At 70.5% G+C, this 11,111-nt stretch carries 12 protein-coding genes; 3 read left to right on the plus strand and 9 right to left on the minus strand.

Annotation, left to right across the window (positions count from 1 at the left end; genetic code table 11):
• Positions 1–28: 28 nt before the first annotated feature.
• Together ABD330_RS24915 and ABD330_RS24920 are read right to left on the minus strand one after the other, a co-directional pair.
• The gene (locus ABD330_RS24915) at positions 29–259 is read right to left on the minus strand and encodes a DUF397 domain-containing protein (RefSeq protein WP_344468216.1); all 231 of its coding nucleotides are present in this window, start codon (positions 257–259) and stop codon (positions 29–31) included.
• The gene (locus ABD330_RS24920; RefSeq protein ID WP_344468217.1) at positions 256–1,128 is read right to left on the minus strand and encodes a helix-turn-helix domain-containing protein; all 873 of its coding nucleotides are present in this window, start codon (positions 1,126–1,128) and stop codon (positions 256–258) included. Before ABD330_RS24920 ends, ABD330_RS24915 begins: the two co-directional genes overlap by 4 nt.
• A 92-nt stretch (positions 1,129–1,220) precedes the next feature.
• On the opposite strand from ABD330_RS24920, the gene ABD330_RS24925 reads away from it, so the two are divergent.
• The gene (locus ABD330_RS24925; RefSeq protein ID WP_344468218.1) at positions 1,221–1,574 is read left to right on the plus strand and encodes a hypothetical protein; all 354 of its coding nucleotides are present in this window, start codon (positions 1,221–1,223) and stop codon (positions 1,572–1,574) included.
• A gap of 52 nt (positions 1,575–1,626) precedes the next feature.
• Here ABD330_RS24925 and ABD330_RS24930 read toward each other — a convergent pair whose 3' ends face one another.
• The 5 genes from ABD330_RS24930 to ABD330_RS24950 all read right to left on the minus strand — a co-directional run bounded on the left by ABD330_RS24930 (position 1,627) and on the right by ABD330_RS24950 (position 6,652).
• Positions 1,627–2,529, minus strand: a complete 903-nt coding sequence (locus ABD330_RS24930; RefSeq protein ID WP_344468219.1) for an amidohydrolase family protein — start codon at positions 2,527–2,529, stop codon at positions 1,627–1,629.
• 37 nt (positions 2,530–2,566) lie between these two features.
• A complete protein-coding gene (locus tag ABD330_RS24935; RefSeq protein WP_344468220.1) occupies positions 2,567–4,195 on the minus strand; it encodes an isovaleryl-CoA dehydrogenase in 1,629 nt (542 codons plus the stop codon).
• The gene (locus tag ABD330_RS24940) at positions 4,179–4,805 is read right to left on the minus strand and encodes a TetR/AcrR family transcriptional regulator (RefSeq protein ID WP_344468221.1); all 627 of its coding nucleotides are present in this window, start codon (positions 4,803–4,805) and stop codon (positions 4,179–4,181) included. The genes ABD330_RS24935 and ABD330_RS24940 overlap by 17 nt, the downstream gene beginning before the upstream one ends.
• 145 nt (positions 4,806–4,950) lie before the next feature.
• Entirely contained in the window at positions 4,951–5,808 is an 858-nt protein-coding gene (locus tag ABD330_RS24945; protein WP_344468222.1) for a trypsin-like serine peptidase, read from the minus strand.
• A 136-nt stretch (positions 5,809–5,944) separates the two neighbouring features.
• Entirely contained in the window at positions 5,945–6,652 is a 708-nt protein-coding gene (locus ABD330_RS24950; RefSeq protein WP_344468223.1) for a TetR family transcriptional regulator, read from the minus strand.
• Positions 6,653–6,783: 131 nt separating this feature from the next.
• Between ABD330_RS24950 and ABD330_RS24955 the strand changes: the two genes are divergently transcribed.
• Both ABD330_RS24955 and ABD330_RS24960 read left to right on the plus strand, forming a co-directional pair.
• Positions 6,784–6,951 (plus strand): hypothetical protein, encoded by a 168-nt coding sequence (locus ABD330_RS24955; RefSeq protein WP_344468224.1) that lies wholly within the window; start codon positions 6,784–6,786, stop codon positions 6,949–6,951.
• A gap of 55 nt (positions 6,952–7,006) precedes the next feature.
• Positions 7,007–7,258 carry a DUF4190 domain-containing protein gene (locus ABD330_RS24960; protein WP_344468248.1) on the plus strand — a complete coding sequence of 84 codons (252 nt, stop codon included), beginning with the start codon at positions 7,007–7,009 and terminating at the stop codon, positions 7,256–7,258.
• A gap of 171 nt (positions 7,259–7,429) precedes the next feature.
• Here the strand turns inward: ABD330_RS24960 and gcl are convergent, their stop codons facing one another.
• Positions 7,430–9,211: a glyoxylate carboligase gene (gene gcl, locus ABD330_RS24965; RefSeq protein ID WP_344468225.1), complete on the minus strand. Its 1,782-nt coding sequence runs from the start codon at positions 9,209–9,211 to the stop codon at positions 7,430–7,432.
• A 650-nt stretch (positions 9,212–9,861) separates the two neighbouring features.
• Positions 9,862–10,782, minus strand: a complete 921-nt coding sequence (locus tag ABD330_RS24970; RefSeq protein WP_344468226.1) for an undecaprenyl-diphosphate phosphatase — start codon at positions 10,780–10,782, stop codon at positions 9,862–9,864.
• Positions 10,783–11,111 lie beyond the last annotated feature (329 nt).

The raw sequence follows: 11,111 nt of genomic DNA on the forward strand, positions 1-11,111 counted from the left end.
AACCGACGCGGAGGGAGCCAACGGCCGATCAGACGGCCCCGAACTCCCCCCGGACGGTGGCAGCCACGAACGCGGACCAGGCCTCGGACGACACGGAGAAGTGCACCCCTGGAGCCTTGGTGTCACCGACCAGGACAGCGCCGTGGGTCGAGGCGAAGTTCGTGGCCACCCGGACGCAGTCGCCCTGGCCCTGAGCGTCACTGTAGGTGCTCTTGAACCACTCGGCGGCGTGCAGGTCGGGGGTGCAGGCGGTGCTCATACTCGGAACTCCTCCATGACGCGTCGGAGCCATGTCCTCGACTCCTTGGGCGGCAGAGCTGCTGCCTGGATGAAATCGTAGTTCAACGAGGTCTCGGCCACTTGTTCCGGGGATTCGAGGAGCTGACCCACCACGTAGCCCTCCACGTACGCCGCCCGGGGAGCGTCCAGGAAGTCCAGAAGCGTGATGGAACCAGCCATCGAGCCGTGCCCACCACTGGAGAATGGCAGGACCTGGACCACCGCGTTCGGGCCGTCGGTCAGGTCCAGAACGTGACTGATCTGCTCGCGCATCGTCTCAGGGCTGCCAACCGCCCGACGCATGGTCACCTCGTCCAGCACTACCCAGATGTGCGGTGGCTCGTCTCTGGTCAGGAGAGCCTGTCGGCTCTCTCGTGCCGACCAACGTTCTTCGATCTGGTCAGGGGTGGCTCTCGGTAGGCCGAGTTCCAGAAGACGCTTGCCGTACCGCCTCGTCTGCCACAGTCCGGGAAATGCACCGTTTGCGAACTTCCGCTGCGTCGAGGCCAACGCCTCCAGCTCCATGAACCGGCGGGACCAGTCCGGGAAGCCCTCCAGGCAGACCAGCGGATAGAGGGCCGTGAAGATCCCGTCCGACTCGAAGTACTCGTCGAGCTCGGCGGGAAGTTCCGGAGGGATGCTGCGGTCGGCGGTTTCGATGTTGGAGAGCACCGTCTTGCTGCGGTTGATCTCGACCGCAAGTGCGGCGAGGGACTTCCCACGTCTCTTGCGATGTACCCGGAGCTGGAAGCCGAAGAGGTCCCTGACCGATCGCCCGGGTTGGAGTTCTCGCTCCTGCGCTACCACGAGTGTTCGAACCTCCCATGTTCGCAACGCCATTGCGAACATGGCGCTCCTTCCCAGGCTAGCGCCGGAGCGCGACGCTTGGGTCACGGACAGCGAGGAACGCGGGACGCACAGAGATCACCGAGGTGACAGCCATGACAACTGGTCAGACATCCGACAACCTGTTCAACCGGATGTTGGCGCCGTGCAGGTGTGGCGCCGACGCCTGTGACGGCCGGCCGGAGACCGGGCTCAAGGTCGCCGACCTGTACCCGGCCGACGATCCGGTGGATCCGGCCGCCCGGCCGCTCGCCTCCCCTTACCTGCCGACCAGGGTCGGAGAGTTGGTCCGCGACACCCGGACCGGGCGGCTCGGCAGCTACCAGGACCGGCAGGGCGGCCGGATCTACCTCCGGCCGGTGGGCGGCGGGTGCGAATGGACCGCCGACCCCCGGTTCATCGACCGCGCGCCCGAGGCCGGACCGTCTCCGCTCCGACCCGGCCGCTGACCCCTCACCTCACCCGAACCCCGTACGTACGAGTCGGCCCCGGCGTCCCCTCCTACAGACCGAACAGCCGGGCCGCGTTGTCGTGGCAGACCGCCCGCAGCCAGTCGTCACCGAGGCCGAGTCCGGCCAGGGAGTGCAGCGCCTCGACGTAGGGGTGGGGGATGTTCGGGAAGTCGCTGCCGAGCAGGATGCGGTCCTGGAGGACTCGCAGGCGCGGGAGTTGGGCGGGCGGGAAGGGGGACTGCTCCTCGGTGAAGGCGGTGAACGCCATCGTGGTGTCCAGGTGGACGCGCGGGTACCGCTCGGCGAGGTCGAGGAACTCCTGGTACTCCGGGAGGCCCATGTGCGCGACGATCAAGGGGAGTTCGGGATGGCGGGCGAGGACCGTGGCGATCGGGTCCGGGCCGGTGTGCTTGCCCGGAGCCGGGCCGGAGCCGCAGTGGGTGACGACCGGGGTGCCGGTCTCGGCGAGCAGGCGCCAGACGCCGTCCAGCAGTGGGTCGGCCGGGTCGTACGCCCCCACCTGGACATGGGCCTTGAAGACCCGCGCGCCTTGGGCGAGAGCCGCCGCGACGTACTCCTCGACGCCGGGCTCGGGGTAGAAGGTCGCGGTGTGCAGGCAGTCCGGGGTGCGGGCCGCGAAGTCGGCGGACCAGGCGTTCAGCCAGGCGGCCATCCCGGGCTTGTGCGGGTACAGCATCGCGGTGAACGCGCGGACGCCGAACTCGCTTAGCCGGGCGAGGCGCTGCTCCTCCTCCTCGCGGTAGGTGATGGGCCAGGGGCGGCCGGTCAGCGGACCGGCCGCGTCGAAGTAGGCCCAGACCTTCGCCAGCACCTGTGCGGGCATGAAGTGGGTGTGCACGTCGATCAGCCCGGGCAGTCCCAACTCCTGCCAGAAGGACCTGACTCCGCCGGAGCCGGGCATACCGCGTTCCGGCATGCCCGGCTCAGACATGCCGGACTCAGACATGCCGGACTCAGACATGCCCGGCTCAGACATACCGGGCCCGGGCCAGGACGGCTTCGGTGTCCACCCCGGCCGGCAGCGTGCCGAACGCGCCGCCGTGGTCGCCGCCGAGCCGGGAGGCGCAGAAGGCGTCGGCCACCGCCGGGTCGCCGTACCGGACCAGCAGTGAGCCCTGGAAGGTGACCGCCATCAGCTCGACCAGCCGCCGGGCGCGGTACTCCAGCTCGGTCAGGTCGCCGAGCTGCTTGCGCAACTCCGCGATGCCCGCGTCCAGCCGGCGGTCCGCGCCGGCGGCCTGCCCGACCTCCGCGAAGAACGCCTCGACGGTGGCGGGCTGCCGGGCCATCGCACGCAGCGCGTCCAGCGCGGCGACGTTGCCCGAGCCCTCCCAGACCGAGACCAGCGGCGCCTCCCGGTAGAGCCGGGGCATGCCGGACTCCTCGACGTACCCGTTGCCGCCCAGGCACTCCAGCGCTTCGGCGGCGTGCGCCGGGCCACGCTTGCAGACCCAGTACTTGGCGACGGCCAGGCCCAACCGGCGTACCAGGGTCTCCTGTTCGTCACCGGCCAGCGAGCCGTCGGTGGCGGCGGCCAGCCTCAGTGCCACCGTCGTCGCGGCCTCGGACTCGACCACCAGGTCGGCGAGCACGTTGCGCATCAGCGGCTGGTCCACCAGCGCGGCACCGAACGCCCGCCGGTGGGTGGCGTGGTGCAGCGCCCGGACGGCGCCGAGCCGCATCCCGGAGGCGGCGCCGAGCGTGCAGTCGAGCCGGGTCATGTTGACCATCTCGATGATGGTCCGCACGCCCCGCCCCTCCTCGCCGACCAGCCAGCCGACCGCGCCGTCGTACTCGATCTCGGCGGAGGCGTTGGAGCGGTTGCCCAGCTTGTCCTTGAGCCGCTGGAGCATCAGCCGGTTCAGGGTGCCGTCGGGCAGCACGCGTGGCAGCATGAAGCAGCTCAGCCCGCCCGGCGCCTGGGCGAGGGTGAGGAAGAGGTCGGACATCGGCGCCGAGGTGAACCACTTGTGGCCGGTCAGCCGGTAGGTGCCGTCGGCGTGCGGGGTGGCCTTGGTGGTGTTGGTCCGAACGTCCGAGCCGCCCTGCTTCTCCGTCATCGACATCCCGGCGATCAGGCCGCGCTTGCCGGCCGGCGCGCGCAGCCCGAAGTCGTACTCGGGGGAGGCCAGCAGCGGTTCGAACCGCTCGGCGAGTTCGGGCGTGGCGCGCAGCGCCGGGACGGCGGCGTACGTCATGGAGATCGGGCAGCTGTGACCCGCCTCGACCTGGCCCCAGAGGTAGAACTTGGCGGCGCGGGCGGTGTGCGCGCCGGGGCGGTCGTCGCGCCAGGGCGCGGCGTGCAGGCCGTGCGAGACGGCGGTACGCATCAACTCGTGCCAGGCCGGGTGGAATTCGACCTCGTCGATCCGGTGACCGTAGCGGTCGTGGGTGCGCAGGACGGGCGGGTTCTCGTTCGCCAGCCGGCCCCACTCGGCGGCCTCGGCGGTACCGGCCAGCCGGCCGAGCGCATGCAGTTCGGGCTCGGCCCAGCCCGCGCCCGCCCGGTGCAGGGCGGCCAGCAGGGTCGGGTCCTCGGCCTGGTCGTGACCGTACGGGTCGGGCACCTGGTTGGTGACCTCATGCGTCGGCGGCATCGCGTCCTCCTTGGGTGGGGTCTCCCAGGGCGCGCATGGCGAAGGAGACCAGGGCGGGGATCAGGTCGTCCGAGGGAGACCCCGTGTCGAGCGGGCCGACCAGCGCCTCGCCGACCGCGCCGACCAGGGCGGCGGCGGTCAGTTCGGGCGGCTGGTCGGGGAGTTGGCCGGTGGCGACGCCGTCGGCGATCTGCTCGGCGAGCAGGTCGCGGAAGGCCCGGCGGAAGACCAGCCGCTCGGTCTCGACGATGGCCTCGGCGGGCTCGGCGAGCAGCGCGTACGCCAGCCGGGGCGCCTTGAGCGCCCGGGCGGAGAAGGTCTCGATGACGGCCGTGATCTTGCCGTGCGGGGTGGTCTCCCGGGCGGCTGCCTCGGTGACGGCGGCGACCTCGCGGCCTACGACGGTGCGGAACAGCTCCGCCGACAGCTCGGCCTTGTTGGCGAAGTGCTGGTAGATGCTGCCGGTGGCGATACCGGCCCGGTGGGCCACCGCCGCCATCGAGCAGCGGGCGTAGCCCCGTTCGCCGAGCAGCGCGACGGCAGCCCGCAGCACCGCCTCGCGCTGCGCGTCGAGCCGGGCCTGTACGGCTGGGGTACGTCGGTATGCCACACCAAGAATTGAACCACTGATTCAGATCTTCGACCAGGGACCGCGCAGAACGGGCCACCCGGTCGGGTGGCCCGTTCAGGAGACCGCTGTGGCGTGACCCGGCGACGATCCCGGCCCAGATTGCCCGTTCACACCGGGGGGACCGCTACGGCCGGGGCAGTACGCAGCCCGACAGCGTCAGGTCCAGCTGGTTGCCGGGGGCGAAGCAGGCGGGGATGCCGTACGTCTCCTCGGCGTAGTTGGTGCCCTGGTGGACCGTCACGTTGCCGTTCTGGTCGACCTCGCACGGGTTGTCGACGGTGCAGGTCTCACCGTTCTCGTTCCCGGTGTTGTTGACCGCGACGACCAGGCCACTGCTGGTGTCGATGACCGGCGAGCCCGAGGTGCCGCCGATGGTGTTGCAGGTGGAGGTGTAGCGGACCGAGTCCTTCCAGGTCCAGTCGCCCTCCTCCAGGCGGTACACGAAGCCGTCGACGTTGCAGGAGTAGACCGTCTTCCAGTACCCGGAGACCACCTTGATCGCGGCGCCCGCCACCGGGTGGGCCGCCGAGATCGTCAACGGGCTGATGCCGTAACGGGACTTGATGGAGGAGTAGGTGGTGGTCAGCTGGTAGAGCGTCACGTCGGTGTCGGTCATCGTGCTGTAGACGACCTTGTTGGCCCGCAGCGTGGTGAGCCGGCCACCGCTGGCGCTGAGCAGTGTGAACGTGCGGCTGGACGGCTGGTCGGTGATGACCTCGCCCGGGCCCGGCATGCCGGTTTCGAGGCAGTGCCCGTTGGTGAGGACCAGCGCCGGGTCGGACGCGACGGAGTTCGGCATCCGCACCACGGAGCCGGAACAGTCGTCGAGCGCCACCGTACCGGCGAAGTTCACGGTGACGGCCGGGGCAGCCTTCGCCGGAGCTGTCGCGACGGTCGCGGCGGAGGCGGGAACGGCGCCGGCCAGGGCGGTGGCCCCGGCCAGCAGCAACGCGGAGAACGCGCCGATGAGCGGCTTCTTCATGAGAGTGCCTCTCGGTGTGGGGGTTTCCCCAAACCTGGCGTGGACATGCCGCCATGTCAATACTGTTGCACGAATTGCCAGTTGACCCGTCGATACCGCGTCGAAAGGAGGGGCCGGACCAGTGCCGACAGCGGGGTCAGGAGTCGAGCCAGTGTCGGCGCCCCACGCCGATCAGCCGCAGCTGGATCCGCGCGGTACGGGCGATCCGCCGCTCGGCCTCGCCCTCGCACCCCTCCCGCGACCCGTCCGACCCAGGTCCGCCCGCCCCAGGCCCCTCGGAGCCGGACCCGTCCATCCCAGGCCCGTCCGGCCCGGCGTCCAGGAACGCCGCCGCCGTCGACACCATGTGGTCGACATACAGCTCGGCGAGCATCCGGACGTCCTCCGGACTCCAGCCCGCCGACTCCGGCTGCGCCCCGAGCGCCCCGGCCACCTCCTCGGCGAAGCGCCGCAGTTCGGCGGCGATCGCCTCCCGTACCGGCCGCACTCCCCCGTGCCGCTCCCGGGCGAGGAACCGCGCGTGCGCGCGGTGCTCCCGGACGTACCGGGCGATCACCTCGACCGTGCGGTCGATCCGGGCCTCGGCCTCCCCCTGCTCGGCGAGCGTGGCGCGGATCATCGCGTGCAGGCTCGCCAGCGACTCCTCGACCAGCGCCACCCCGAGCTCGGCGAGATCGCGGAAGTGCCGGTAGAACCCGGCCGGCGACATGCCCGCCTCGCGGGTCACCTCGCGCATGCCGAGGCTGCTCAGGTTCTGGTGCTCCAGCAGGTGCAGGCCCGCATCCATCAGGGCGCGCCGACTCTGCTGCTTCTGGGCCTGTCTGACCCCTGGGGTGTGACTCACGTCATTCAGTAAACAACTGTTTGCCGAGTTGCGCCAGCGTAGAGTGAAGAAGTCAGCGAACACTTGTCATCCCAAGTGATCGCCGAAACTCCTCAACCGCCGGAACGTCCGTCAACCATGAAGGGCCGGTCATGCTGCTCGTCGTCATCGTCGCCATGGGCCTCCTCGCGGGGGCCGCCATCCACACCTCCCTTCCGGTCTTCCTCACCGCCTCCGCCGCGATCGCCCTCTGGCTGCTCGCCTTCGGAGCGCGCGAGGGCCTCGCCCGGACCCGCCGGCACCAAGAGCGCCCGCTCTGACCAGCAGACCCTGAAGACGTAAAGAAGTAAGAGGAGTCCCGCCGTGAGTTTCCCGATGAACCACCAGGCCACCGAGGACGCCGACCAGATGGCCGTCGCGTCCTTCGTCCTCGGCCTGCTCGGACTGCTGATCTTCAACCTCGTCCTCGGCCCCTGCGCCATCGTCCTGAGCGGCCTCGCCCTGGCCCGCCGGACCGGCCGTCGCGGCCGCGCCCTGCTCGGACTCGCGCTCGGCACCGCCGACCTGGTGATCCTCGCGATCTCGGTCCTCGGCAGCCACCACACCATCTGGCAGCTCGGCGCCTGAGTACCCGCGCGCCGAACGCCGGACCGCCGTCCGCTGAACTCCGGCGGTCGTGCTGCTGCTGGGTGCCGCCCTCGTTCTGGTCCGCAGGGCGGGCTGACAGCCGGGAAACCCCGGGGCCCGGTACCGCCGTGACGGCGGTACCGGGCCCCGGGGCGCTCGGGCGGCGGTCGGTCAGACCGTCAGCGGCTTGATCGCGGTGGGCGCGTGGCCGGGCTCGGTCGCGAGCTCCTCCCACTCGTTGATCGCGTCGATGCCCGCGCCGCCCATCGAGATGTTGGTGACGCGCTCCAGGATGGCCTCGACCACGACCGGGACGCGGAACTCGGCGGCCAGCTTCTTGGCCTGCTCGAAGGCGGGCAGCAGCTGGTCCGGCTCGGTCACCCGGATCGCCTTGCAGCCCAGGCCCTCGACCACCTTGACGTGGTCGACGCCGTAGACGCCCAGCTCCGGGGAGTTGATGTTCTCGAACTCCAGGTTGACCTGGAAGTTGATGTCGAGGTTGCGCTGCGCCTGGCGGATCAGGCCCAGGTACGCGTTGTTGACGAGCACGTGGACGTACGGGATCTTGTGCTGCGCACCGACCGCCAGCTCCTCCAGCATGAACTGGAAGTCGTAGTCACCGGAGAGCGCGACGACCGGGGTCTCCGGGTCGGCGGTGGCGACGCCCAGCGCGGCCGGGATGGTCCAGCCGAGCGGGCCGGCCTGGCCGCAGTTGATCCAGTGGCGCGGCTTGTAGACGTGCAGCATCTGCGCACCGGCGATCTGGGACAGGCCGATGGTGGTGACGTAGCGGGTCTCCGGACCGAACGCCTTGTTCATCTCCTGGTAGACGCGCTGCGGCTTGATCGGCACGTTGTCGAAGTTGGTCCGGCGCTGCAGGGTGGCCTTGCGCTCCTGGGTGGCGGCGGCCCACTCGGCGCGGTCCGGCAGCTTGCCCTCGGCCTTGAGCTCCTTGGCGACCTCGACGAGCAGCTCCAGCGCGGCCTTGGCGTCCGAGGCGATGCCGAAGTCCGGGGCGAAGATCTTGCCGAGCTGGGTCGGCTCGACGTCGATGTGGACGAACTTGCGGCCCTCGGTGTAGACGGCGAGGTTGCCGGTGTGGCGGTTGGCCCAGCGGTTGCCGATGCCGAGGACGAAGTCCGAGGCCAGCAGGTTCGCGTTGCCGTAGCGGTGCGAGGTCTGCAGGCCGACCATGCCGGCGTTCAGCTCGTGGTCGTCCGCGATGATGCCCCAGCCCATCAGGGTCGGGATGACGGGGGTGCCGGTCAGCTCGGCGAACTCGACCAGCAGGGCGGAGGCGTCGGCGTTGATGATGCCGCCACCGGCGACGATCAGCGGACGCTCGGACTCCAGCAGGAAGCCGATCGCCTTCTCGATCTGGGCGCGGGTCGCGAACGGCTTGTAGACCGGCAGCGGCGCGTAGGTCTCGGGGTCGAACTCGATCTCGGTCAGCTGGACGTCGATCGGGAGGTCGATCAGGACCGGGCCCGGACGGCCGGAGCGCATCAGGTGGAAGGCCTGCTGGAAGACGCCGGGGACCTGCGCGGCCTCCAGGACGGTGGTCGCAGCCTTGGTGACCGGCTTGGCGATCGAGGCGATGTCGACGGCCTGGAAGTCCTCCTTGTGGAGCACGGCGGTCGGCGCCTGGCCGGTGATGCACAGGATCGGGATCGAGTCGGCGATCGCCGAGTACAGGCCGGTGATCATGTCGGTGCCGGCCGGACCCGAGGTGCCGATGCAGACGCCGATGTTGCCGGCCTTGGCCCGGGTGTAGCCCTCGGCCATGTGCGAGGCGCCCTCGACGTGGCGGGCCAGCGTGTGGCGGATCTCCCCGGAGGCCTTGAGGGCCGCGTAGAACGGGTTGATGGCCGCGCCGGGAACGCCGAACGCGACGTCAACGCCCTCGCGCTTGAGGATCTCCACCGCCGCGCGGGCGGCTGTCATACGAGGCATCGGGTTACTCCTGCGGTCGGCCCGTGAGGTCGGGGTCCTCCTCCGTCCCGCAGGTCCACCCGTATGCGAGCGATTCCACGATGCGGAAGAGTAGTTTTGGTATGCGGAAGCAAAGTAAGCCGACGGCCGCGCGGCCGTCAAGGGGGGTCCATCAGCGGCACCCTGGGGGCGGGCGGACGGGCGGGAAGCGGACGGACGGTGGCGGCCGTTTTCGGGCAGGCCGATTCCGTCGGCGGACAAGAATCCGGAACAGGGGAGTCCCCATGGACGCTACCGGCCGGTCCCAGCGGCGCCGACTGTCATTCCGCACAGGAAGCCGTGATCCCGGAAAGGCCCTTTCGGCGGATCCGCCGAGGCGCCCGGGAAAGGAGGAATTCGCGCACGGACGGCAAAGTGCCCCGAAGTCATGGACTTCGGGGCACGATTACTGCGAATTCACCGCGCAGCCGGACGGCGGCGCCGGGGCGTGCGCCTCAGCGCGGGCGCCGGAGCGCGCAGCACTCACGGGGGCGCCACCGGCCGGGTCCGCCGGAACGGAGCGGAAGCGGCCGGGGCCGGGCCGAGCAGAGCTGAGCCGGAAGGGACAGCGGCTCGGGGCGGGAAAGGGGAGGGCACGGCGGGGCGGGCGGAACCCGCCCGGGCGGGACGGCTCAGGCGAAGGTCAGGTACGCGAGGCTGCCGAGACCGGCGACCGTGCAGTAGATCGCGAACGGGGTGAGGGTACGGGTCTCGAAGTACTTGGTGAGGAAGCGCACCGCGACGTACCCGGCCACGAAGGCCGCCACGCTGCCGGCCGCGATCGGGCCGCGGATGCCGGCACCCGCCGGGCCGAGCAGGCTCGGCACCTTGAGCAGGGCGGCGGCGGCGATCACGGGGGTGGCCAGCATGAAGGAGAAGCGCGCGGCGTCCTCGTGTCCCAGACCGCGGAAGATGCCCGCGCTGATGGTGACGCCGGAGCGGCTGATGCCGGGCAGCAGGGCCAGGATCTCGGCGGCGCCGATCTTGGCCGCCTGGCCGAAGGTGAGCGCGGAGATCCGGCGGTCCGACAGCTCCTCCTCGCTCAGGTGCTCCTCGCCCGGGCCCGCCGCCTGGCCCGCCCGGCGGCGGCCGGTGCCACCGCGGCGCAGCCGCTCGGTGCCGTACAGCACCAGGCCGTTGAGCGTCAGGAAGATCGCCGCCGGCACCGGCTTGCCCAGCGCGGTACGGAAGACGTGGTCCAGCGCGAGCCCCGCGACGCCGACCGGGACGGTGCCGATGATCAGCAGCCAGGCCAGCTTCTGGTCCACGGTGGCTATTCGGCGCTCCCGCACCGAACTGAACAGGCCCTTGATCACCCGGATCCAGTCCCGCCAGAAGTAGACGACCAGGGCGAGCGCGGTCGCGAGGTGCAGGCCGATCAGCACGTTCAGGTACGGCGAGTTGTCGGCGGCGACGTTGAGGTCCTGCTTCCAGTGGCCGCCGAGCAGTGCGGGCACCAGGATGCTGTGCCCGAGGCTGGAGACCGGGAAGAGCTCGGTGACGCCCTGGAGCAGGCCGACGCCGATGGCCTCGGGGTAGGTCAAGACTGACATCGGAGTGCTTCTCCAGGGTTTTCGCGGCGCGTGCTCGGCGCGGTGCTCGGGCGCATGGCTGTCGGGCAGGTGTTCGCTGGCGGTCGGGAGCCTACGGCACCATTTGGAACTTCAGGGTGGGAGTGCGCAGAATCTACTACGGCCCTGTAGACGCCTGACCAGGTGCGCGGCACTGTTCACCCAGTGGTCTCCAGGGATTCACCCGCCCCTCGTCCGACCTCGTTGGGAGACCTGCCCGTCCGCTCGGCGCCCAGGACGTGCAAGGATGCCCGAATCTGTCATCGGCGCCCGGGGAGGGAGTCCACGTGCGAGAAAAGCTGCGGTCCGAG

The sequence above is a fragment of the Kitasatospora kazusensis genome (assembly GCF_039529945.1).
Taxonomy (GTDB): Bacteria; Actinomycetota; Actinomycetes; order Streptomycetales; family Streptomycetaceae; genus Kitasatospora; species Kitasatospora kazusensis.